We start from the raw sequence: 23729 nt of genomic DNA on the forward strand, positions 1-23729 counted from the left end.
CATGAGTACGAACGTCATCAGCCTGGTGTCCATCGGTGCCCACCCGACCTCCGGCCGGCCACGTCGCGCTGAACAGGACGCGCGGGCCGTGGAACTGGGTCTGCAACTGGCTGGGGATAACTTGCAAGTGCTGCATGCCGGCGACGTCGCGGAACCGGCGTTGCGGGCCTATTTGGGCATGGGCCTCGAACAACTGCACGTCTTGGAACAGCCGGAAGGCGCCGATGCGCTGCCGGCGCTAACCGCTTATCTGCGTGACGCCGGGGCCCAAGTGGTGCTGACCGGCAGCCAGGCGGAAACCGGCGAAGGCTCGGGCATGTTGCCGTTCCTGCTGGCCGAAAGCCTCGGCTGGCCGCTGGTAGTGGGGCTGGCTCAGGTCGAATCCATCGACGGCAACTCGGCCCTGGTGTTGCAAGCCTTGCCCCGTGGCCAGCGTCGTCGCTTGAAAGTGCGGCTGCCGTTCCTGGCGACTGTGGATAACGCCGCGCCGAAACCTCGGCAGAGCGCCTACGGCCCAGCCCGGCGTGGGGTATTGCAAGCGGACGAGGTCGAAGTCATCGACGACGAACTGCTGGCGGTCGCCACCCTGCAACCGGCCAAACCACGGCCTAAACGCCTCAAAGTGATCAAAGCCAAAAGCGGCGCCGACCGCATGAAAGCCGCGACGGCCAAGGCCAGCGGTGGCGGTGGGCAAGTGCTTAAGGGCGTGACGGCGCAGGCCGGCGCAGAAGCCATCCTCAAACTGTTGATCGAAGAAGGCGTCGTCCGCTGATCGTTCCCACGCTCTGCGTGGAAATGCCGCCCGGGACGCTCCGCGTCCCTCCTCGACTGCCTGAAACACAGAGCGTAAGCACGCTCGCCATCATCCTGTCGGAGAATGTAATGCCCGTTGAGTTTCGTTCGGCCCTGCGCGCGGATGCGCGGGAGATTGCTCGCTTGTTTCAGATTTCATCGGAAGGCGCGGCGGATTACATCTGGAGTCAACTGGCGCAGCCTGGCCAGGATCTATTGGACGTCGGCGCCAGTCGTTATGCCCGCGAAGATGTCGATTTCTCCTACCAGAACTGCCTGATCGCGCAAGCCGAGGGCGAGGTCATCGGCATGCTGCACAGCTACGTGATGCGTCACGACCCGCTGGCCACGCCGGTTACCGATCCCGTCCTGGCGCCCTACGCGACGATGGAAATCCCCGACACCCTCTACATCTCGAGCCTGGCGCTGCACGAAAGTTGGCGCAATCAAGGTTTGGGGCAACAGTTCCTTGCCTACGCTTACGACCGCGCCAATCAGCTGGGGCTCAACGGCTTGAGCTTGATCGATTACGCGGTGAACACCGGCGCCCGGCGGTTTTATGAGCGGCATGGGTTTCGGATTGTCGATACCTGCCAAATCACGCCGCATCCGATGATTCGGGTGACGGGGGAGGCCTATCTGATGTATCGCCCATGAGCCCAAGCCAACCCCCTGTAGGAGCGAAGCTTGCTCGCGAAGAGGCCGTCACATCCAACATCAATGTCGCCTGATCCACCGCTTTCGCGAGCAAGCTTCGCTCCTACAGGGGATTTTCTAGATTTATGCACAATCCCTGTTAGCGCTTCTGTGGATAAGATGTTCACCCCTCGCTACACCCCATACAAATCAAGCCCTGCAAGCCTTCGTACAAAAAACAACCAGCGTAACCCACGGTTTTTTCGAGCTTTTTCACGCGGATAATTTCGTGAGTGCGCCAATACTTGTACCCAATCTCTGTTGGCGCTTCTGTGGATAAGATGTTCGCTGTCCGCTACAGGCCATATAAACCGGCCCTGTCAGGCACCTGATCAAATAACAACCAAATCACCGTTTTAAGACAAAAAACTTCTCGTAAACCCCGATTTATCAAGCGTTGCGCAGGTTTTCCACAGAACCGCCAAAGTTGCCCCCAAAGTCTGTTGGCGCTTCTGTGGATAAGGTGTTTGCCATCCCCTACAGGCCTTATAAACCGTGCCTTTCAAGCGGCTGTTCAAAAAACACCCAATCACGGTCGCAAACCCTGCTTCTGGATAAGTCACGGTTTTTCTTCGTTATTTATCAAGAGAATTTCTGCCAAACCCAGACTTGTCCCCATTAGCTGTGGGTGGAGATGTGGATAACTTGTTCGCTAAACCTTGCAAGCCACGTCCCGTATAGGCCCGAACGCGATAGATCAGATTTCATACAGGTCTAAGGCACTGCCTTGACTTCAAACTGTCGCGTGTCTTCACTAACCAGTTACAAAAGGACAGCCGCCACTTATCCACATCTGGTTCAGGGAGAACGCGTGATGGATAGCCAGCCACACCGCTCGCACCCCATTCCCTGCACGACCTGCGTCCCGGCCGCCGCGACCTCGCTGCGCAAGCGAATTCATCGCCGGGCCGCCAATCAGCGTGCGCGTCTATAGCGCCAGACCTTTGCACTGACACAGCTTGCTGCCGCCGGGTTCGCCCGGTGGCTAGGTGTTCGTTCGTCCATTGATTGCAGGCAACCGCAGAGTTGCCCCATTAGCCTGAAAGGAAAAGAACCATGACCCGGATCGCTACGCCCATCAGCGACATCAAGGAACACTACGACGTGATCGTCATCGGCTCCGGCTATGGCGGCGGGATTGCGGCTTCGCGGCTGTCCCGGGCTGGCAAGCGGGTGTGCCTGCTGGAGCGCGGGCGGGAGATGCAACCCGGCGAATACCCCAACACCATGATCGCGGCCACCGAGGAATTGCAGGTGCACGACCCGGACGGCCACATCGGCTCGCGCACCGGGTTGTTCGACTTGCACGTCAACGCCCAGCAGAACGTGGTGGTCGGTTGCGGTCTGGGCGGTACGTCGCTGATCAATGCCAACGTTGCCCTGGAGCCGGAGCCCGGCGTGTTCGACGATCCGCGCTGGCCGCTGGCGGTGCGTGAGCATCGCGACACCTTGCTCAAGGACGGTTACGCCCGGGCCCGGGAAATGCTCAAACCGATGCCGTACCCCAGCACTTCGCCGGTGCTGCCGAAACTCGAAGCCAACAAGAAGTCGGCGGATTACCTCAAGCAAGGCGCGCACTTCTACCGGCCGCCGATCAACGTGACCTTCGACAAACTGCCGAACAACCTCAACCACGTCGGCGTCGAGCAACTGCCGTGCAACCACTGCGGTGATTGCGTCTCGGGCTGTAACAACAAGGCCAAGAACACCACGCTGATGAATTACCTGCCGGACGCCTGGAACCACGGCGCGGAGATTTTCTGCCAGGCCGAAGTGCGGCACCTGGAGCGCGACGGCGATGGCTGGATCGTGCACTTCCAATATCTCGATAGCGGGCGTGAAAAGTTCTCGGCGCCGACGCTGTTCGTCAAAGCCGACATCGTGGTGGTGTCCGCCGGCACCCTGGGCTCCACCGAAATCCTCCTGCGCTCCCGGGACAAAGGCCTGTCGACCTCCAACCAGCTCGGCGAAAACATGAGCGGCAACGGCGACATCCTCGGCTTCGGCCACAACTGCGAACAAGCGATCAACGGCATCGGTTTCGGCGCGCATCCGGCCAAGGAACTCAGCCCGGTGGGCCCGTGCATCACCTCAATCATCGACATGCGCACCGAAGGCGACTGGCGCAGCCGCATGGTCATCGAAGAAGGCTCGATCCCCGGCGCCCTCGGCCGGCCGATGGTGCCGAGCATGGCCGGGTTCGCCGAGCTGATCGGCAAGGCCACCGACGACAGCTTCACTGGCAGGTTGAAATACAAGGAGCGCGAAGCCGAAAGCTTCCTTCGGGGCCCGTACTACGGCGCGCTGCACAACATGCAGACGTACCTGATCATGAGCCACGACGACGGCAAAGGCCGCATGGTGCTCGACAGCAAGGATCAGTTGCGCATCGACTGGCCGGGCGTCGGCGAGCAGGAGAACGTCAAACTCGGCAACGAGCGCCTGCACCTGAGCACCAAGGCGCTGGGCGGGATCTGGGTCGAGAACCCGATCTGGACCAAGCTGCTCAAGCACAGCATCGTTTCGGTCCATCCGTTGGGCGGCTGCGTGATGGGCGAAGACGCGGGGCAGGGCGTGGTCAACCACAAGGGTCAGGTGTTCAGCGGTGCCAGTGGCACCGACGTGTATGCCGGGTTGTACGTGACTGACGGCGCAGTGATCCCGACGTCCCTGGCGGTCAATCCGCTGCTGACCATCTCAGCGGTCAGCGAACGCAACATGGGCCTGCTGGCGGCTGATCGCGGCTGGCAGATCGACTACACGCTACCGTCGGCACCGCGCAAACAAGTAGCGCCACCGACCCTCGGCGTGCAGTTCACCGAAACCATGAAGGGCTACTTCTCCAAGGACTTCACCCAGGCCCAAGGCACCGACCTCAAGCTGTATGAAGCAGCGGCCACCCGTGGCGAAGCGGAAAACTCACCCATCGAGTTCACCCTGACCATCACCGCCAACGACCTCAATCGCATGATCAAGGAGCCGGAACACGCAGCCACCCTGGTCGGCACATTGAATGCGCCGGGCCTGTCGCCGCAACCGCTGACCGCCAGCAATGGCGTGTTCAACCTGTTCGAGCAGTTCGAGGAACAGGTCGGCGTACGCCACATGAAATACGACATGAAACTGACCGCCGAAGACGGTCACGACTATTTCTTCAGCGCCTTCAAAACCGTGCCCGAAGACAACGGCGTGCTGAATATCTGGCCCGACACCAGCACCCTCTACGTCACGCTGTATAACGGCCCGGACAAGACGGGCGCGGTGCTCGGCTCCGGGGTGATGCACATCCACCCGACCGACTTCGCCAAGCAAATGACCACCATGAAAGTGCTTAATGCGCGTAACGAGCGCGAGCGCATCGAAGGGCTGGCGCGGTTCGGCAAGTTCTTCGCAGGCATCCTCTGGGAGAGTTACGGCGGGGTGTTCGCCGGTGATATCTACTTCAACCCGGACGCGCCGCCACGGCTGAAACGGCCGCTGGATGCGCCGCCACCGAGCGTGCATTTCTTCCAGACCGAGGACAACGTTGAGTTGCGCCTGACCCGTTATCAGGGCGGCAGCAAAGGCCCGGTGATGCTGGTGCATGGGTTGGGTGTGGGCTCGAATATCTTCTCCACCGACACCATCCAGACCAACCTCCTGGAATTCCTGTGCAAGCACGAGTACGACGTCTGGCTGCTGGACTTGCGGGTGAGCATCCTGCTGCCGGCGAGCAAGAAGGAATGGAACGGCGACCAGATCGCCGAGTACGACTTCAAGGCCGCCATCGCGCAAATCCAGCAAGCGACCCAAGCGAAAGACGTGCAGTGCGTGGTGCATTGCTACGGCGCGACGATCTTCTTCATGTCGCTACTGGCCGGGTTGCAAGGCGTGCGTTCGGTGGTCTGTTCGCAGATTGCGGCGGACACCGTAGTAGCCACGGCGACGGGCCTGAAAGCCGGTTTGCACTTGCCGGGGATGCTCGATGCCATCGGGATCAAATCCCTCACCGCCTACGCCGACAACAAGGAAAACTGGTTCAACAAGCTCTACGACAAAGCCCTCAACGGCTATGCGCGGATCGAGGCCCAGGGCTACTGCACCAACCCGGTGTGCCACCGCATCACCTTCATGTACGCCTCGCTGTATCGCCACGACACCCTCAACGAAACCCTGCACGACAACCTGCACGAACTGTTCGGCGAGTCGAACATGCAGACCTTCGAGCACCTGGCGCTGATCGTGCGCAAAGGGCATCTGGTGAACTTCAAGGGTGAAGATGTCTACATGTCGCACTTCGACCGGCTGAGCATGCCGATCTGTTTCATCAGCGGCGCCGACAACCAGTGCTACTTGCCGGAAAGCACGCTCAAGACCTACGAGCGGGTGTGCAAGGTCCACGGGCCGGAGCGCTACAGCCGGCACGTGGTGCCGGGCTACGGCCACATCGACTGCATGTTCGGCAAGGACGCGGTGGTCGATGTGTACCCGATCATCCTGCAACACCTGGAGAAAACAGCCATCGGCCAGTAATGATCGTTCCCACGCTCCGCGTGGGAATGCATCCCGTGACGCTCTGCGTCACAAGAGCGGACGCGGAGCGTCCATGGCGGCATTCCCACGCAGAGCGTGGGAACGATCTGGGGATAAAAAATGGACAGTTACATCCGCTGGTTTCAACGCTTCATCTGGCTAGGCATCGTGATGAATATGTTCTTCGCGCTGCCGGCACTGTTTGCCCCGGCGCTGCTGACGTCGATGCTCGGCCTGCCGCCACAACTCTCCGATCCCTGGCTGGAAAACGCCGGCATGTTGCTGGTGGGCATCAGCGTGTTCTACATGCCGTCGGGCTTCAACGCGCCACGGTTCGTGGTGCATTCCTGGTTGTGCGTGCTGTCGCGGCTGATCGCCGTGGCGTTCTGGATCTACCTGATCAATACCAGCAACCAGGCCACGGTGTTCGTGCCGATGTTCCTCGGCGACCTGAGCATGTTCCTGATCCTCGGGATCCTGCTGTACCTCGGCACTACGCCGGCCACGCGGCCGTTGGCGCTGCTGTGCGACGGCTGGCGGGAATGGCGCGCGGGTTGGGCGCTGCGCTGGCAAAGCCACGGCTTCAAGGTCGGAACACTGATCGTGGTGTTGCTGCTCGGGTTTATCGGCTACGAAACCTGGTACCAAATGCTGCGAGTGGTGCCGGCGGAGAAATATGCCTCCGACGAAGACCACTACAAATACGCCGCCATCGGCCTGGGCATCGAAGCGCGCATCCCCTATTACCTGTTCGCCGTACTGCCGCAGATGTGCCCGGAGAAACTGCCGAAACCCGGTGGCTATGAAGTCTTCGGTTTCCTCTTCGAAAACGGCAAGGACCTGCCCGTCGGCATGGCCAAGCGACAGATCGGCTACCCGACCGTCGAGCCGAACTGTGCCTTGTGCCACACCGGTTCCTACCGCGCCAATGCCAGCGATGTCGCCAAAACAGTGGCCACGGCACCGGCCAACACCCTGCAACTGCAAGCGTTCCAATGGTTTGCCTACGATTGCGCCAGCGACCCGAAATTCACCACCGACGCGGTGATGACGGCGATCAACAGCAAGTTCCAGCTCGGCTTTTTCGAGCGGATTTACAACCGCTACCTGATCATCCCGATGGCCAAGAGCGCGCTGTTGAAACAGAAACAGGCCTACGCCTGGCAGAAGCTGCGTCCTCCCCAAGGGCCGGGCCGCACCGACACCTTCAACCCGACCAAAATGGTGGTGTTCGGCTTCCCGGATGACTCGACCATCGGCACCGTCGACTTGCCGCAAGTCTGGAACCAGAAGCCCCGGGAATCGCTGTACCTGCACTGGGACGGCAACAATAACGACATCCACGAACGCAACTACGCGGCGGCCATGGCCGTGGGCGCGACGCCGGAGTCGGTATTGCCGGAAAGCTTCAATCGCGTGACCAATTGGCTGCTCGGTACCAAACCGCCGGCGTGGCCGTGGGCGCTGGATCAGGCCAAGGTCGCCCAGGGCAAACCGGTGTGGGACAAGAACTGCGCCGGTTGCCATGAGTTCGGCCGCACCGACACCGGGCAGGTCACCACCAACATTGAAGAACTGGGCACCGATCCCCATCGCCTGGACTCGTTCACCACCGGTCTGGTGACCGCATTCCACGGCTTCAAGAAACCGCCGTTCGACTTCAACGCGTATCGCAAGACCCAGAGCTACAGCAACACCCCCACCGACGGCATCTGGATGCGCGCGCCCTACCTGCACAACGGTTCGGTGCCGACGCTGTGGGATTTGCTGCAACCACCGGAACAGCGGCCGCCGGTGTTCTTCACCGGCTCCGACGTCTACGACCAACAGAAAGTCGGCTTCGTCACCACCACCCAAATCCCGGGCGGTTTCAAATACGACACCCGGCTTGAGGGCAACCACAACAGCGGCCACCTGTATGGCACGCAACTGTCGGACATCGATAAACGGGCGCTCATCGAATTCATGAAAACCCTGTGATCCCACTACGGATGGAGGAAGGCCAACATGTCATTAGTCAGTCATTGGGAACATGAGTACGACAAGGTCAAGCTGCGCCTGCACGGGTTGTTCACGCGGCTGGAAATGTCGTGGAAGAAACTCGTCAGCGAGCTTGAACCGGAGGAATTCGAAGCCATTGTCGCGTTGCTGCAACGCGGTCACGACCAGGCGCAATACGTGCTCAAGCACGGCGATCTGCCGGACGATGAACCGAGCGTGCCGTGGGAGTTGTCCCACGGCTTGTCGATTCTGCACATCGGCAACGCCACGCCCTTGCCGCAATCGGTGGACGAGTTGCAAACCCGGGTGCTCAAGGACGGCAGTTTGCTCGGCTGTCGCAAATGGGAACTGCTGGATTTGCTGTGGAGCGAAGCGCTGCTGAAGTGGATCGAAAACCTGCGCCATCACGCGCCATTCGCCACCACCCCGGCGCTGATGAAAATGGACAGCGACGTGATCCTGGCGATTGCCGGCGACTGGGGCACCGGGCCGTTCGACAGCCATGCCCCGGCGGTGGCGGTGGCCAATCAGATGCAACTGGCCCAGGCCGATTTCACCATTCACCTGGGCGATGTGTATTACGCCGGCACCCACTCCCAGGAAGACGTCGACATGGTCGGTTGGCCGATGGGCAAGCACGGCTCGTTCACCCTCAACTCCAATCACGAGATGTACAGCGGCGCCCATGGCTATTACAAGGAACTGGCCAAGCGCTTCCCGACGCAGCAGGGCACCAGTTATTTCGCGTTGTACAACGATGACTGGCTGGTGGTCGGGCTCGACAGCGCGTACGCCTCGGACGCGATCAACCTGTACATGGACGGCACGCTCAACAAAGAGCAGATCGCCTGGATGAAAGAGCTGCCCCAGCGCAAGAAGATCATGGTGCTCAGCCATCACCAGGGCTTCGATATTTCCGGGCACAACAAGACCGCTCTGTATCAAACGGTGTGCGACGCCTTGGGGCGTGAGCCGGATTATTGGTACTGGGGGCATTTGCACAACGGCATCTGCTACGCCGCTCAGGGCGGGCTGCATGCGCGCTGCGCCGGGCATGGGGCGATTCCATATGGCAACGCGAGCGAACTGAACGGGCATTCGCGGGTGTTGTGGTCGGAAACCGAGAATGCCGGAGATGAGGCGTATCCGGATCGGGTGTTGAATGGTTATGTGAAAGTGCAGCTTGTCGGCGAAAATATTATCGAAACCTTTATCGGGGAGAACGGAAAAGTTCGATGGAGTTCGAACTGACTCAGTCGTTGGCTTGAATAAAATGCGCTCTTTTTGAGCGCATTTTTTATGGGTGATATATTTGGATAATTATTAATGGTTTTCTAAAAAGTTAGTTTTTCAGTTAATGGCGTCCCGGTCTTGGATTCAATATTAGTTGCCGGGCTCATTATCATGGAAGATTAATAATGCTTAACTTTAAAAAACTGGCGTTGCTGTCCGCCATTCTCGCTGCGCCTGTGCTCGCTTCGCACTCCGTGTCGGCGGCAGAAACAGCACCGGGTATTACGGACTTTACCAAACCCTTTAACGAATACACTTGGGTGATGGCGCATAACGGTTTTCTGGATGAAATGCGTGAACAACTTAATCGAGGTGTTCGGGGTTTTATGCTGGACTTGCATCTGGGCAATTTGGATAGCACCCCAACCGCTTATTTGTGTCATACCCTGGACACCTGGAAGTGTTCTACGAGAACGGACATGAAGTTCGCTGACGCATTGAACACTGTATTCCTGCCGTTCTTGCGAAGTAATCCCAATGCCGTGGTCACTGTGACACTCGAAAATTACGTCGGCAGGGATGTCCTCAACAGGGCATTCGATGCCGTGCCGGGCCTGGCGGACATGATGTTTGACCCACGGGCCTATTCCGGCTCGCGGTCCTGGCCAACCCTTCAGCAGATCATCGGCAGCGGCAAGCGCCTGATCATGCTGACCGATGGTCATCCGGGCGAGTACGTCAGCAACGGCAAAACGATCAACCTGCTCAAGGACAGTCAATGGGAGAACCAGAATTACTGGGACCTGGGTGCAACCACCCTCAAGCATGATTGGAGTTGTCCGTCGCGCTGGAACTCTTACACCCCGACGGTAGCGGTGAACGGTTTCTCCCCGTGGCCGCGATTGTTCGTCATGAATCAGTTTCATAGCTTCGAAAAAAATGCCGCACACGCTGGCGATGTGGATAACAACCTGACTTACCTGGAGCGACGCGTCGACAGCCATTGTGCCGCCGTGTTTGGCAAACGCACGGCGCCGAACTTCCTTGCCATCGATTACAACCATCGCGGCGACACGTTTCCCTATGCGGCCGCGCTGACCCAGGGGGGTTACTACTTCTACGAACAGAATCAGGCCAACTCGGCCGGTGATACGACCTGCGTTATTCCGGCGGGCAAAGACTATAACTTCAGCCTGCCGGCACACGGCTGTGAAAATGATGAAGCCAGGTCCTTGAAATTGCGTGGGGTGGCTAAGGGGACACGCATTGCCGTTTATGATTCGTCCAGCGGTGATCCGAAAGATGACCACGCCTTTATCGATGTTAAACGTGATATCGGTTTGCACGAGTCGGTGGTGGTAGGAACGTTTGAAACCCAATACGAGGACGCTGATTTCAAATTGACCTATGTCCGCAATAACGGCCTGGATGGCAAAGTGTCGCGGATTTCGGTAGGCAAGACACCGGCCGATTTTTCCGATGCCAGTGTCGTGTTGTATGAAGGCAACGGCGCCGGTCAGAACATTGTCTGCACGGTAAGCCTGGCTCACAGCGCCAACTTCAACTTCAAATCGGGCAATGCCTGCAAAAATGACGAAGCCAAATCCGCCAGAATTCTGCGGGCCAAGGCGGGCACCAGTTTCAGTGTCTACGGCAATTGGGACCAGAATCGGAACCAGGGGTATGCGCGAGTGGATGTCCTGCGTGACATTACTCAGCCCGTGGTGGTGGGAAGTTTCGAACGCAACTATGACGGTGGCTCGTGGCGGATTACCCGCGGCGGCTCTTCCAGTCAACTGGATGGCAAGGTATCGAGCATGAGAGTGCAACAGCCTTAAACCAACGCAAAAAACAAACCCCCGTGGATCGTAATGATCGACGGGGGTTTGTCAGACGATTCAGCCCTGAACCGGCACGCCCTTGAGGTAAGCCGCCGGCTCAGCCCCCAGGTTGTTCAACAACCGCTCGCTGTACCAATCCACAAAATTCACCACGCCAAACTCATAAGTCTGGGAGTAAGGCCCTGGCTGATAAGCCGTGGAGTTGATCCCGCGCTGGTTCTCTTCGGCCAGGCGACGATCCTGGTCGTTGGTTGCGTCCCAGACCTTACGCATGCGCTCGACGTCGTAATCCACGCCTTCGACGGCATCCTTGTGCACGATCCACTTGGTGGTGACCATGGTTTCCTGAGCGCTGATCGGCCACACGGTGAAGACGATGATGTGGTCGCCCATGCAGTGGTTCCACGAGTGCGGCAGGTGCAGGATGCGCATCGAACCGAGGTCCGGGTTCTTGATCCGGCCCATGAGTTTGGCGCAGCCCTGTTTGCCGTCGAGGGTCATCGACACGGTGCCCTTGAGCAGCGGCATGCGCACGATACGGTTACGCAGGCCGAAACTGGCGTGAGCGTAAGGAATCTTCTCGGCTTCCCAGGCAGCGGCGGAGGCGGCGACGTGGTCCTTGAACGCCTGATCGGCGCGCGGGTCGGTCACGTCATCCCATTCCAGCAGGGTTTTCAGCAGTTCCGGGTGCGACGCGTTGCAGTGGTAGCACTCGCGATTGTTTTCCAGCACCAGTTTCCAGTTGGCCTTTTCGAACAAGGTGGTCTGGATCGCCACCTTGGTGTTTTCCATGTCGTACGGTTCCATGTAATGGTTCAGCGTCGACAGGAAGTCATCAATCGCCGGCGGGTTCTCCGACAGGCTGATGAAAATGTAACCGCCAGCGGTTTTCACGCTCACCGGTTTGAGGCCGTACTGCTTCATGTCGAAGTCGGCGCCCATTTCGGTGCCGGCGAACAGCAGACGACCGTCCAGCTCGTACGTCCACTGGTGGTAGTGGCAGACCAGCTTGGCGACTTTGCCTTTTTCGCTGGTGCACAGCCGAGAACCACGGTGGCGGCAAACGTTGTGGAACGCGTGCACCACGCCGTCGGCGCCGCGAATCACGATGATCGGGTTCTTGCCGACTTGCAGGGTCAGGTAGTTGCCCTTGGCCGGTATTTCGCAGGTCATGCCGGCGATCAACCACTCTTTCTGGAAGATCTCCTGCATGTCGATATCAAACAGCCGCTCGTCAGAGTAAAACGGCTGCGGCAGCGAGAAAGTGCGCTCGCGCTCTTGCAGCATCTGCGCAGTGGCCTTGCGTGCGGGTTCCAGCGGATCGCCCAGGCTGATTTTTGCGGTGACGTCCATCGATTTGATCCTCAAGGCCTTTCTGTGAGGCCGGCGAAAAGTGGCTGATACGGTTTGCTACGCAAGGTGTAAAGAATCTGTCGTTGTGTGGGGCGAGTGTGGGCCCGGCGCTGCCCAGAACCTTATCCATGGGCGACATGGCCCAATCTGTTCCCGACGCGCAACCCCCGGTAGTTGGGGGCTGGTCGCGATAAGTATGTGAATGTCGCAGATAGGTAAATGGGTGGCTCGCGCTATACGCAGAATCGCCAACATAAGGCCGACCATCGGCGGTGGAGAACAGCATGTCCAACAGCTTCCTGAATCCGGTAACCACCCAGACCTGGGCCAATGGTCGACACATCGTCCGTTGCGTCAAAGTCATCCAGGAAACCTGGGACGTGCGCACCTTCTGCTTTATGGCCGATCAGCCAATCCTGTTCTTCTTCAAGCCCGGGCAGTTCGTGACCCTGGAGCTGGAAATCGACGGCGTGCCGATCATGCGCTCCTACACCATTTCCAGCTCGCCGTCGGTGCCGTACAGCTTTTCGGTGACGATCAAACGTGTACCGGGGGGCAAGGTCTCCAACTGGTTGCACGACACCTTGCACGAAGGCCAGGAGCTGGCGGTGCACGGGCCGGTCGGGCTGTTCAACGCCATGGACTTCACCGCGCCCAAGGTTTTGTACCTCAGCGGTGGTGTCGGTATTACACCGGTGATGTCCATGGCGCGCTGGTTCTACGACACCAACGGCAACGTCGACATGGTGTTTATCCACAGCGCCCGTTCGCCCAAAGACATCATTTACCACCGCGAGCTGGAGCACATGGCGTCGCGGATCGACAACTTCAGCCTGCACCTGATCTGCGAGAAGCACGGTTTGGGCGAGCCCTGGGCCGGTTATCGCGGTTACCTGAACCACAAAATGCTGGAATTGATGGCCCCGGACTTCCTCGAACGCGAGGTTTTCTGCTGCGGTCCGACGCCGTACATGAACGCGGTCAAGCGCATGCTCGAAGCGGTTGGCTTCGACATGTCCCGTTATCACGAGGAATCCTTCGGCGCCACGCCACCGGAAGCCCGTGCCGATGCGGTGGAACAGGCGGAAATCGCTGCGGATGCGCCGGAAGTCGATCTGGCGGACTTGCACCAAGTCGAATTTATCTCGTCCGGCAAGAGCATTCGGGTGGCCCCGGGTGAAACCGTGCATGCGGCGGCGGCCAAGCTCGGTCTGCTGATTCCGAAGGCTTGCGGGATGGGGATTTGCGGGACGTGCAAGGTGATGAAGCTGGGGGGCGAGGTCGAAATGGACCACAACGGCGGGATTACCGAGGAAGACGAAGCGGAAGGATTCATCCTGTCGTGCTGCAGCGTGCCGAAGGGCGACGTGCGGATCGATTTCTAACACGCGCCGAATCTCCCGCAAGGAGCTGCCGAAGGCTGCGATCTTTTGATCCTGATCTTAAAAACAAGATCAAAAGATCGCAGCCTCGTTTCACTCGACAGCTCCTACAAGGGGTGTGGGTATTTCAGTCAACAAACAGATCCGGCATCAGTTTGTCGGTGGAGTCCGGTTCGAACCGATACCCCTCGAAGTCCGTCACCCCGTACTCCCCCAGAATCTCCTCATCAATCAGCAACCGCCCGGTAATGCTGCGGCCGCTGCTATCCAGAATCACATGTGCTGCATCCGCCATGATCGCCGGCGTTCGTGCATGTTTGAAGGATTCCCGCGAGCCCAGCTGAAATTCGATGGCTGCGGTGGCGATCATGGTCTGCGGCCACAATGAATTGACGCTGATGCCGTAATTCTTGAACTCCTCGCTCATCCCCAGCGTCAGCATGCTCATGCCGTACTTGGTCACGGTGTAGGGGCTGTATTGGGCGAACCATTTGGTCGCCAGGTTCAGCGGTGGCGACAGGTTAAGGATGTGGCCGTTGGATTTTTTCAGATAGGGCAGGGCAGCCTGGCTACAGAGCAACACGGCACGGGTGTTGATCTGGTGCATCAAGTCAAAGCGCTTGAGCTCGATGTGCTGCACGCCGGTCAACTTGATCGCCCCAGCGTTATTGACCAATGCATCAATCCCGCCGAAATGTTCATTGGCCCGGGCCAACGCCTCACGCACAGCGACTTCATCGCGCACGTCCACTTGCAACGCCAACGCCTTGCCGCCCGCCGCTTCAACTTCCTCGGCCACGCTGAAAATCGTCCCCGGCAGCTTGGCGTGCGGCTCGGCGCTCTTGGCCGCAATCACAATATTGGCCCCATCCCGCGCAGCCCGCAGCGCAATCTCGCGCCCGATGCCACGGCTGGCGCCGGTGATGAACAGGGTTTTGCCTTGTAGGGACATGCGTGCGCTCCTGATTGTTATTGTCTGAGCGAATGGTAGACCAACCAGCGGTCACTGATCGTTCCCACGCTCCGCGTGGGAATGCAGCCCGTGACGCTCCGCGTCACAACGGTGGTCGGCTTTGAATCGGCGGTGAAGCCGGAACGCGGAGCGTCCCTGGAGGCATTCCCACGCGGAGCGTGGGAACGATCAGTGGAGGCGCGTCGTAATTTCTCACGCGCTCCGCAGCACTGTCCTCTAGCCTTAAGTCATATCCCCGCTCACCCTTATCATTCCCTCGCAAAGGAATGCACTTATGGGCCGAAGCCGTTACGCCATCACAGAACCGGACAAACCCCACTTTCTCACCTGTACTCTCCTGGAATGGCTCCCGCTGTTCATCCGGCCTTACATCGTTGATCACCTGCTCAATTGCTGGCGTTATCAACAAACACATCAGGGGCTGCGGCTTTACGGGTATGTCGTTCTGGAAAACCATCTGCACTTCGTCGCGCAAGCTCCAGACCTGAGCAGATGCCTGCGCCAGTTCAAATCCTTCACGGCTCGACAAATCATCGGCGATCTGCAAAGCAGAGGGGCTGAGCGTGCATTACAACGCCTGCGGTTCAGTAAACGAGCGCACAAAAAGGATCGCGTTTATCAGCTTTGGCAGGAAGGTTCACACGCAGAGATGGTGTACAGCGAAATAGTGATGCGTCAGAAGCTGGATTACATCCATTACAACCCGGTGAAGCGTGGGTATGTGGATTTGCCGGAGCATTGGAGGTACTCAAGCGCGCGTGATTACGCAGGTCAGGAAGGACTGATCGAAATACAACGGTGGTACTGAGACAGTGATCGTTGATCGTTCCCACGCTCCGCGTGGGAATGCCTCCAGGGACGCTCCGCGTTCCAGCCTCACCTCCGATGAAGAGTCGACCACCGTTGTGACGCAGAGCGTCACGGGCTGCATTCCCACGCGGAGCGTGGGAACGATCAGTCGATCAGTGGCAGAGGGTTAGCGGGACATGACTTCGCGGATATCTGCCGCCAACTCGCGCACGCGTTCTTCTTCGGTGTCCCACGAGCACATGAAGCGGGCGCCGCCGTTGCCGATGAAGGTGTAGAAGCGCCAGCCCTTGGCGGTCAGGGCGGCGATGGCCGGTTCCGAGAGTTGCAGGAACACGCCGTTGGCCTGTACCGGGAACATCAGTTCCACGCCTTGAATATCGCTCACCAGTTCTGCCAGCAATTGCGCGCAGCGGTTGGCGTGTTTGGCGTATTTGAGCCAGGCGTCGTTTTCCAGGATGCCGACCCAAGGGGCCGAGAGGAAGCGCATCTTCGAGGCCAGTTGCCCGGCCTGTTTGCAGCGGTAGTCGAAGTCTTCGGCCAGTTTGTGGTTGAAGAACAGGATCGCCTCGCCCACCGCCATGCCGTTTTTCGTGCCGCCGAAGCACAACACGTCGACGCCGGCCTTCCAGGTCAGGTCCGCCGGGGTGCAGCCGAGGAATGCGCAGGCGTTGGAGAAGCGCGCGCCGTCCATGTGCAGGTTCAGGCCCAGCTCTTTGCAAGTGACGCTGATGGCGCGGATTTCTTCGGGGGTGTAGACGCTGCCGACTTCAGTGGCTTGGGTCAGGGTGACTACGCGAGGTTTCGGGTAGTGGATGTCCTGGCGCTTGAGGGCGACTTCGCGGATTGATTCCGGGGTCAGCTTGCCGTTCTCGGTGCGCGCAACCAGCAGTTTCGAGCCGTTGGAGAAGAATTCCGGCGCGCCGCATTCGTCGGTTTCGACGTGAGCGGTTTCCGAGCAGATGACGCTGTGGTAACTCTGACACAGCGACGACAGGGCCAACGAGTTGGCCGCGGTGCCGTTGAAGGCGAAGAACACTTCGCAGTCGGTTTCAAACAGTTTGCGGAAATCGTCTGACGCCCGTGCAGTCCATTCATCGTCGCCGTAAGCGCGCTGGTGGCCGTGGTTGGCCTGTTCCATGGCCGCCCAGGCTTCAGGGCAGATACCGGAATAGTTGTCGCTGGCAAATTGTTGGCTCTTATCGGTCATGGCCTGATTCCGTGTTCAAAACCCTTATGGTGAAGAGTTTTGTGGTCAATGATGGTGCGCACTTTACCGAAGATCGTCCGGGGAGCACACGCGATGATGCTGTCAGAAAATTACACAATTGACGGGCAATTATGCACATGACGCAAAGGGACGGCGCGCTCGATCTGCTCAAGTGGCTGGCGCTGCTGAGCATGGTGCTCGATCACCTCCGATATGTCGGTTACTCCGTCGATTTCCTGTATGTGCCGGGGCGGTTGGCATTTCCCTGGTTCTGCCTGGCGATGGCGGCGAATCTGTCTCGGACACGTGCAGCCGCAACAAGTGCTCAGTGGCGTTATCTGGGGTGGTTGATGGTGTTTAGTGCCATCAGCGAAATCCCCTATCGAATCTACATTCCAGATCCCGACACGTTTAACGTGATGCCTACGTTGGTACTCGGTCTGCTGGTGGCGCGCGGCTGGCAGCAGCCGACGCTGCAATCGCGACTGTTGGCGGTCGGCGCCGTTTTGTTCGCGGTGATGTTCCCGGAGCGACTGATGTTCGGTTGCTTCGGCGTGCTGTTGCCGTTGGCGATGCTGCTGGTGATCCGCCGGCCCTGGTATTTCAGCCTGCTGCCGGGGCTGGTGTGCCTGGCGGCCAATCAATGGCAGGTGCTGTATGGCGCGGCGCGGCTGGGGAATGGCGCGGCGATCTTCGGCATTGCCGCTTGTCTGATCGCGCCATTGCTCGGGCTGTTGCTGTTGCGACACGCCAGTCGCCTCAAGCCACCGCCCATGCGTCGCTGGGCGTATGCGCTCTATCCCGCGCACTTCCTCGCGCTTTTGGCCCTACGACAGGTTCTCGCGTAACCCCCGTAGAAGCTGCCATTTCAGCCCATGTCGTAAACGCACCTTTGCGTGGCGTCCATAGGCATTTGACCTGTCTGCGCCGGTCATACCATCGCATCCAAAGGGCACTGCCGAAAGGTACGTGCCTCACCGAGACGAAAGGCGCACAAGCCGCCGCTGGGAGAGACGCGATGTTCAGCAAGCAAGACCAGATCAAGGGCTATGACGATGCACTGCTGGCGGCGATGAATGCCGAGGAGCAACGCCAGGAAGATCACATCGAACTGATCGCGTCAGAGAACTACACCAGCAAACGCGTCATGGAAGCGCAGGGCAGTGGCCTGACCAACAAATACGCCGAAGGTTATCCGGGCAAGCGCTACTACGGTGGCTGCGAGCACGTGGACAAGGTTGAAGCCCTGGCCATCGAACGCGCCAAGCAACTGTTCGGCGCCGATTACGCCAACGTCCAGCCGCACTCCGGTTCTTCCGCCAACAGCGCCGTTTATCTGGCCCTGATCCAGCCGGGCGACACCATTCTGGGCATGAGCCTGGCCCACGGCGGCCACCTGACCCACGGCGCCAAAGTGTCGTCCTCGGGCAAGCTCTACAACGCCGTGCAGTACGGCATCGACACCAAGACCGGCTTGATCGACTACGACGAAGTCGAACGCCTGGCCGTCGAGTGCAAGCCGAAAATGATCGTCGCCGGGTTCTCCGCTTACTCCAAGACCCTCGACTTCCCGCGCTTCCGCCAGATTGCCGACAAGGTCGGTGCGCTGCTGTTCGTCGACATGGCCCACGTGGCCGGTCTGGTTGCCGCCGGTCTGTATCCGAACCCGCTGCCGTACGCCGACGTGGTCACCACCACCACCCACAAGACCCTGCGCGGTCCACGTGGCGGCCTGATCCTGTGCAAGGCCAACGAAGAGATCGAGAAAAAGCTCAACTCCGCCGTATTCCCTGGCGCACAGGGCGGCCCGCTGATGCACGTGATCGCCGGTAAAGCGGTGTGCTTCAAGGAAGCGCTGGAGCCAGGTTTCAAGGCCTATCAACAACAAGTGATCGACAACGCCCAGGCCATGGCCGGCGTGTTTATCAAACGCGGCTACGATGTAGTGTCCGGCGGTACTGACAACCACCTGTTCCTGGTCAGCCTGATCCGTCAGGGCCTCACCGGTAAAGACGCGGACGCCGCCCTCGGTCGCGCCCACATCACCGTGAACAAGAACGCTGTGCCAAACGATCCACAGTCGCCGTTCGTGACCTCGGGCTTGCGCATCGGCACCCCGGCGGTGACCACGCGCGGCTTCAAGGTGACCCAGTGTGTGACGCTGGCCGGCTGGATCTGCGACATCCTCGACAACCTCGGCGATGCCGATGTTGAAGCGAATGTGGCGCAGCAAGTGGCAGCCCTGTGCGCGGACTTCCCGGTTTATCGCTGAGCGCGGTTTTGGAGTAAATGACTATGCAACGCTATTCGGGCTTCGGCCTCTTCAAACACTCCCTCAGCCATCACGAAAACTGGCAGAAAATGTGGCGCACGCCGACCCCGAAAAAGGTCTATGACGTGGTCATTGTCGGCGGTGGCGGGCATGGTCTCGCCACGGCTTACTACCTCGCCAAAGAACACGGGATCACCAACGTGGCCGTGGTCGAGAAAGGCTGGCTGGGCGGCGGTAACACCGCGCGCAACACCACCATCGTTCGCTCCAACTACCTGTGGGACGAGTCGGCGCACCTGTACGAACACGCGATGAAATTGTGGGAAGGCCTGTCCCAGGACCTGAACTACAACGTGATGTTCTCCCAGCGCGGCGTTTACAACCTGTGCCACACCCTGCAAGACATCCGTGATTCCGAGCGTCGGGTCAGCGCCAACCGCCTCAACGGCGTGGACGGCGAATTGCTGGATGCCAAGCAAGTGGCCGACGAGATTCCGTACCTCGACTGCTCGAAGAACACCCGCTACCCGGTGCTGGGCGCCACCGTTCAGCGTCGCGGCGGCGTGGCTCGTCACGATGCCGTGGCCTGGGGCTTTGCCCGTGCCGCCGACGCCTTGGGCGTTGACCTGATTCAACAGACCGAAGTGATCGGTTTCCGCAAGGAAAACGGTGTGTGCATCGGTGTTGAAACCAACAAGGGCTTCATCGGCGCCAAGCGTGTTGGCGTGGTCACTGCCGGTAACTCCGGACACATGGCCAAACTCGCCGGTTTCCGCCTGCCGATCGAATCCCACCCGCTGCAAGCGCTGGTGTCCGAGCCGATCAAGCCAATTATCGACAGCGTGATCATGTCCAACGCCGTGCACGGTTACATCAGCCAGTCCGACAAGGGCGACCTGGTAATCGGTGCCGGCATTGACGGCTACAACGGCTACGGCCAGCGCGGTTCGTACCCGGTGATCGAGCACACCATCCAGGCCATCGTCGAGATGTTCCCGGTGTTGTCCCGCGTACGCATGAACCGGCAGTGGGGCGGCATCGTCGACACCACGCCGGATGCGTGCCCGATCATCTCGAAAACCCCGGTGCCGAACATGTTCTTCAACTGCGGTTGGGGCACCGGTGGCTTCAAGGCGACACCTGGCTCGGGCAACGTATTTGCCGCGAGCCTGGCCAAGGGCGAAATGCACCCATTGGCCGCACCTTTCTCCATCGACCGTTTCCACAACGGTGCGTTGATCGATGAACACGGCGCTGCTGCGGTTGCCCACTAACAGGAGAAATCCCCATGTTGCATATCTTCTGTCCTCACTGCGGCGAGCTGCGCTCTGAAGAGGAATTCCACGCATCCGGCCAGGCGCACATCCCGCGTCCACTGGACCCGACTTCCTGCACCGACGAGGAGTGGGGCGACTACATGTTCTTCCGCGATAACCCGCGCGGTCTGCACCACGAACTGTGGATCCACGCCGCCGGTTGCCGTCAGTACTTCAACGCGACCCGTGACACCGTGACCTACGAGATTCTCGAAACTTACAAGATCGGCACCAAGCCACAATTCACCGACAAGACCGACAGCCCGAAAGCGGCCGCCACGGCTCTGGGAGAGAAGGTATGAGCCAGACTAATCGCCTGTCCAACGGCGGACGGATCGACCGCAACAAAGTGCTGAGCTTCACCTTCAACGGCCAGGTCTACAAAGGCTTTGAAGGCGACTCGCTGGCCGCTGCCTTGCTGGCCAACGGCGTCGACATCATCGGTCGCAGCTTCAAGTATTCCCGTCCGCGCGGCATCTTCGCCGCCGGTGCCGAAGAGCCGAACGCGGTGCTGCAGATTGGCGCCACTGAAGCCACGCAGATTCCGAACGTGCGCGCCACGCAACAAGCGCTGTACCAAGGTTTGGTCGCCACCAGCACCAACGGCTGGCCGAGCGTGAACAACGACATGATGGGGATTCTCGGCAAGGTCGGCGGCAAGCTGATGCCGCCGGGTTTCTACTACAAAACGTTCATGTACCCGCAATCGTTCTGGATGACTTACGAGAAGTACATTCGTAAGGCCGCCGGTCTTGGCCGTTCGCCGACCGAGAACGATCCGGACACCTACGACTACATGAACCAGCACTGCGACGTGCTGATCGTCGGCGCCGGCCCTGCTGGCCTCGCCGCAGCATTGGCCGCTGCGCGCAGCGGTGCCCGCGTGATCCTGGCCGATGAGCAGGAAGAGTTCGGCGGCAGCCTGCTCGACTCCCGCGAAAGCCTCGACGGCAAACCGGCCACCGAGTGGGTCGCCAGCGTTATCGCCGAATTGAAAGACACCCCGGACGTGCTGCTGTTGCCGCGCGCCACGGTCAACGGTTACCACGACCATAACTTCCTGACCATTCACGAGCGCCTCACCGATCACCTCGGCGACCGCGCACCGATTGGCCAGGTCCGTCAGCGCATCCACCGGGTTCGCGCCAAGCGTGTAGTCCTGGCGACCGGCGCTTGCGAGCGTCCACTGGTCTACGGCAACAACGACGTGCCGGGCAACATGCTCGCCGGCGCTGTGTCGACTTACGTGCGCCGTTACGGCGTGGCACCGGGCAAGAAACTGGTGCTGTCGACCAACAACGACCATGCCTACCGCGTGGCTCTGGATTGGCTCGACGCCAGTCTGCAAGTCGTTGCTATCGCTGACGCCCGCAGCAACCCGCGCGGTGCATTGGTGGAAGAAGCGCGTGCCAAAGGCATCCGCATCCTCACCGGCAGCGCCGTGATCGAGGCTCGTGGCACCAAGCGCGTGACCGCTGCGCGCATCGCCGCGATTGATGTCAAAGGCCACACCGTGACCAGTCCTGGTGAATGGCTCGATTGCGACCTCGTTGCCACTTCCGGCGGTTACAGCCCGGTGGTTCACCTGGCTTCGCACTTGGGCGGCAAGCCGACCTGGCGTGAAGACATCCTCGGTTTCGTACCGGGCGAAGCACCGCAGAAACGCGTGTGCGTCGGTGGCATCAATGGGGTCTACGGTCTCGGCGATTCCCTGGCCGATGGTTTTGAAGGCGGCGCTCGCGCCGCCAGCGAAGCCGGTTTCAGTGTGGTCGAAGGCACCTTGCCGAAAGCCCTGAGCCGTCTCGAAGAGGCGACCCTGGCGCTGTTCCAGGTGCCGCACGAAAAGAACACCGCACGGGCGCCGAAGCAATTCGTCGACCTGCAAAACGACGTCACCGCCGCCGCCATTGAACTGGCGACCCGCGAAGGTTTCGAGTCGGTCGAGCACGTCAAACGCTACACCGCGCTGGGCTTCGGCACCGATCAGGGCAAGCTCGGCAACGTTAACGGCCTGGCAATTGCCGCCCGTTCGCTGAACGTGACAATCCCGCAGATGGGCACCACCATGTTCCGCCCGAACTACACGCCGGTAACTTTCGGTGCCGTGGCCGGTCGTCACTGTGGGCACATCTTTGAGCCGGTTCGTTTCACCGCGCTGCATCACTGGCACGTGAAAAACGGTGCTGAATTCGAAGACGTCGGTCAGTGGAAGCGTCCGTGGTACTTCCCGAAAAACGGCGAAGACCTGCACGCCGCAGTCAAACGCGAATGCAAAGCCGTGCGCGACAGCGTCGGCCTGCTGGACGCTTCGACCCTGGGCAAGATCGACATTCAAGGCCCGGATGCGCGCGAGTTCCTGAACCGCATCTACACCAACGCCTGGACCAAGCTAGACGTGGGCAAGGCGCGCTACGGTCTGATGTGCAAAGAAGACGGCATGGTCTTCGACGACGGCGTAACGGCTTGTCTCGCCGACAACCATTTCGTGATGACCACCACCACCGGCGGCGCTGCACGCGTACTGCAATGGCTGGAAATCTACCAACAGACCGAATGGCCAGACCTGAAGGTGTACTTCACCTCCGTGACGGATCACTGGGCAACCATGACCCTGTCCGGGCCGAACAGCCGCAAGCTGCTCAGCGAAGTCACCGACATTGATCTGACCAACGAAGCCTTCCCGTTCATGACCTGGAAAGAAGGCCTGGTCGGCGGCGTGCCGGCGCGGGTGTTCCGGATTTCGTTTACCGGTGAGCTGTCGTACGAAGTCAACGTGCAGGCCGATTACGCCATGGGCGTTCTGGAAAAAATCGCCGAGGCCGGCAAGCAGTACAACCTGACCCCGTACGGCACCGAGACCATGCACATCCTGCGGGCCGAGAAGGGTTTCATCATCGTCGGCCAGGACACCGACGGCTCGATGACCCCGGACGACCTGAACATGGGTTGGTGTGTCGGTCGCACCAAACCGTTCTCGTGGATCGGCCAGCGCGGCATGAACCGCGAAGACTGCGTGCGTGATCAACGTAAGCAGTTGGTGGGCCTGAAGCCGATCGATCCGACCAAATGGCTGCCGGAAGGGGCGCAACTGGTGTTCAACACCAAGCAAACCATTCCGATGACCATGGTCGGCCACGTGACCTCCAGCTACTTGCACAACTCCCTTGGTTATTCGTTTGCCATGGGCGTGGTCAAGGGTGGGTTGAAGCGCATCGGTGAGCGGGTGTTCGCACCGCTGGCGGATGGCAGCGTAATTGAGGCGGAGATTGTTTCTTCGGTGTTCTTCGATCCGAAGGGTGATCGCCAGAACATCTGACACTGATCGTTCCCACGCTTTGCGT

16 protein-coding genes are annotated in these 23729 nt (G+C 59.8%); 13 read left to right on the plus strand and 3 right to left on the minus strand.

The window, feature by feature from the left end; all coding sequences use genetic code 11:
• Position 1 precedes the first annotated feature (1 nt).
• The 6 genes from etfB (at position 2) to HKK53_RS23220 (ending at position 11072) form a co-directional block, all read left to right on the plus strand.
• Entirely contained in the window at positions 2-772 is a 771-nt protein-coding gene (gene etfB, locus HKK53_RS23195) for an electron transfer flavoprotein subunit beta (RefSeq protein WP_054044216.1), read from the plus strand.
• Positions 773-882: 110 nt separating this feature from the next.
• Entirely contained in the window at positions 883-1449 is a 567-nt protein-coding gene (locus HKK53_RS23200; RefSeq protein WP_169372749.1) for a GNAT family N-acetyltransferase, read from the plus strand.
• Positions 1450-2544: 1095 nt separating this feature from the next.
• Entirely contained in the window at positions 2545-6000 is a 3456-nt protein-coding gene (locus tag HKK53_RS23205; protein WP_169372750.1) for a GMC family oxidoreductase N-terminal domain-containing protein, read from the plus strand.
• Positions 6001-6120: 120 nt separating this feature from the next.
• The gene (locus HKK53_RS23210) at positions 6121-7980 is read left to right on the plus strand and encodes a hypothetical protein (RefSeq protein ID WP_169372751.1); all 1860 of its coding nucleotides are present in this window, start codon (positions 6121-6123) and stop codon (positions 7978-7980) included.
• 27 nt (positions 7981-8007) lie between these two features.
• Entirely contained in the window at positions 8008-9252 is a 1245-nt protein-coding gene (locus HKK53_RS23215) for a metallophosphoesterase family protein (protein ID WP_169372752.1), read from the plus strand.
• Between the two features lie 167 nt (positions 9253-9419).
• On the plus strand, positions 9420-11072 hold the full coding sequence (locus HKK53_RS23220; protein ID WP_169372753.1) for a hypothetical protein: 1653 nt from the start codon (positions 9420-9422) through the stop codon (positions 11070-11072).
• Between the two features lie 60 nt (positions 11073-11132).
• On the opposite strand, the gene gbcA is transcribed toward HKK53_RS23220, so the two are convergent.
• On the minus strand, positions 11133-12428 hold the full coding sequence (gene gbcA / locus HKK53_RS23225) for a glycine-betaine demethylase subunit GbcA (protein ID WP_169372754.1): 1296 nt from the start codon (positions 12426-12428) through the stop codon (positions 11133-11135).
• A gap of 284 nt (positions 12429-12712) precedes the next feature.
• Between gbcA and gbcB the strand changes: the two genes are divergently transcribed.
• The gene (gene gbcB, locus HKK53_RS23230; RefSeq protein ID WP_169372755.1) at positions 12713-13813 is read left to right on the plus strand and encodes a glycine-betaine demethylase subunit GbcB; all 1101 of its coding nucleotides are present in this window, start codon (positions 12713-12715) and stop codon (positions 13811-13813) included.
• Positions 13814-13937: 124 nt separating this feature from the next.
• Here the strand turns inward: gbcB and HKK53_RS23235 are convergent, their stop codons facing one another.
• Positions 13938-14762, minus strand: a complete 825-nt coding sequence (locus tag HKK53_RS23235; protein ID WP_169372756.1) for an SDR family oxidoreductase — start codon at positions 14760-14762, stop codon at positions 13938-13940.
• A gap of 295 nt (positions 14763-15057) precedes the next feature.
• Between HKK53_RS23235 and HKK53_RS23240 the strand changes: the two genes are divergently transcribed.
• Entirely contained in the window at positions 15058-15591 is a 534-nt protein-coding gene (locus tag HKK53_RS23240; RefSeq protein ID WP_169372757.1) for an REP-associated tyrosine transposase, read from the plus strand.
• A gap of 168 nt (positions 15592-15759) precedes the next feature.
• On the opposite strand, the gene HKK53_RS23245 is transcribed toward HKK53_RS23240, so the two are convergent.
• Positions 15760-16800: a threonine aldolase family protein gene (locus tag HKK53_RS23245; protein WP_092277088.1), complete on the minus strand. Its 1041-nt coding sequence runs from the start codon at positions 16798-16800 to the stop codon at positions 15760-15762.
• Positions 16801-16931: 131 nt separating this feature from the next.
• Here HKK53_RS23245 and HKK53_RS23250 point away from each other — a divergent pair, with 131 nt between their 5' ends.
• From HKK53_RS23250 to HKK53_RS23270, 5 genes are all read left to right on the plus strand, one after another.
• Positions 16932-17648, plus strand: a complete 717-nt coding sequence (locus tag HKK53_RS23250) for a TraX family protein (protein WP_169372758.1) — start codon at positions 16932-16934, stop codon at positions 17646-17648.
• A 170-nt stretch (positions 17649-17818) separates the two neighbouring features.
• Positions 17819-19072 (plus strand): serine hydroxymethyltransferase, encoded by a 1254-nt coding sequence (gene glyA, locus HKK53_RS23255; protein ID WP_149659736.1) that lies wholly within the window; start codon positions 17819-17821, stop codon positions 19070-19072.
• 23 nt (positions 19073-19095) lie between these two features.
• The gene (locus HKK53_RS23260) at positions 19096-20346 is read left to right on the plus strand and encodes a sarcosine oxidase subunit beta (RefSeq protein WP_123410388.1); all 1251 of its coding nucleotides are present in this window, start codon (positions 19096-19098) and stop codon (positions 20344-20346) included.
• Between the two features lie 14 nt (positions 20347-20360).
• Complete coding sequence (locus HKK53_RS23265) at positions 20361-20690, plus strand: sarcosine oxidase subunit delta (protein WP_045059910.1); 330 nt, start codon at positions 20361-20363, stop codon at positions 20688-20690.
• Positions 20687-23704, plus strand: a complete 3018-nt coding sequence (locus HKK53_RS23270; RefSeq protein WP_169372759.1) for a sarcosine oxidase subunit alpha — start codon at positions 20687-20689, stop codon at positions 23702-23704. Before HKK53_RS23265 ends, HKK53_RS23270 begins: the two co-directional genes overlap by 4 nt.
• Positions 23705-23729 lie beyond the last annotated feature (25 nt).

Source organism: Pseudomonas sp. ADAK7 (assembly GCF_012935675.1).
GTDB lineage: Bacteria > Pseudomonadota > Gammaproteobacteria > Pseudomonadales > Pseudomonadaceae > Aquipseudomonas.

Coding starts and splice junctions, on each gene's coding strand:
- etfB (WP_054044216.1), top strand. CDS start 2: ATGAGTACGAACGTCATCAGCCTGGTGTCCATCGGTGCCCACCCGACC.
- HKK53_RS23200 (WP_169372749.1), top strand. CDS start 883: ATGCCCGTTGAGTTTCGTTCGGCCCTGCGCGCGGATGCGCGGGAGATT.
- HKK53_RS23205 (WP_169372750.1), top strand. CDS start 2,545: ATGACCCGGATCGCTACGCCCATCAGCGACATCAAGGAACACTACGAC.
- HKK53_RS23210 (WP_169372751.1), top strand. CDS start 6,121: ATGGACAGTTACATCCGCTGGTTTCAACGCTTCATCTGGCTAGGCATC.
- HKK53_RS23215 (WP_169372752.1), top strand. CDS start 8,008: ATGTCATTAGTCAGTCATTGGGAACATGAGTACGACAAGGTCAAGCTG.
- HKK53_RS23220 (WP_169372753.1), top strand. CDS start 9,420: ATGCTTAACTTTAAAAAACTGGCGTTGCTGTCCGCCATTCTCGCTGCG.
- gbcA (WP_169372754.1), bottom strand. CDS start 12,428: ATGGACGTCACCGCAAAAATCAGCCTGGGCGATCCGCTGGAACCCGCA.
- gbcB (WP_169372755.1), top strand. CDS start 12,713: ATGTCCAACAGCTTCCTGAATCCGGTAACCACCCAGACCTGGGCCAAT.
- HKK53_RS23235 (WP_169372756.1), bottom strand. CDS start 14,762: ATGTCCCTACAAGGCAAAACCCTGTTCATCACCGGCGCCAGCCGTGGC.
- HKK53_RS23240 (WP_169372757.1), top strand. CDS start 15,058: ATGGGCCGAAGCCGTTACGCCATCACAGAACCGGACAAACCCCACTTT.
- HKK53_RS23245 (WP_092277088.1), bottom strand. CDS start 16,800: ATGACCGATAAGAGCCAACAATTTGCCAGCGACAACTATTCCGGTATC.
- HKK53_RS23250 (WP_169372758.1), top strand. CDS start 16,932: ATGCACATGACGCAAAGGGACGGCGCGCTCGATCTGCTCAAGTGGCTG.
- glyA (WP_149659736.1), top strand. CDS start 17,819: ATGTTCAGCAAGCAAGACCAGATCAAGGGCTATGACGATGCACTGCTG.
- HKK53_RS23260 (WP_123410388.1), top strand. CDS start 19,096: ATGCAACGCTATTCGGGCTTCGGCCTCTTCAAACACTCCCTCAGCCAT.
- HKK53_RS23265 (WP_045059910.1), top strand. CDS start 20,361: ATGTTGCATATCTTCTGTCCTCACTGCGGCGAGCTGCGCTCTGAAGAG.
- HKK53_RS23270 (WP_169372759.1), top strand. CDS start 20,687: ATGAGCCAGACTAATCGCCTGTCCAACGGCGGACGGATCGACCGCAAC.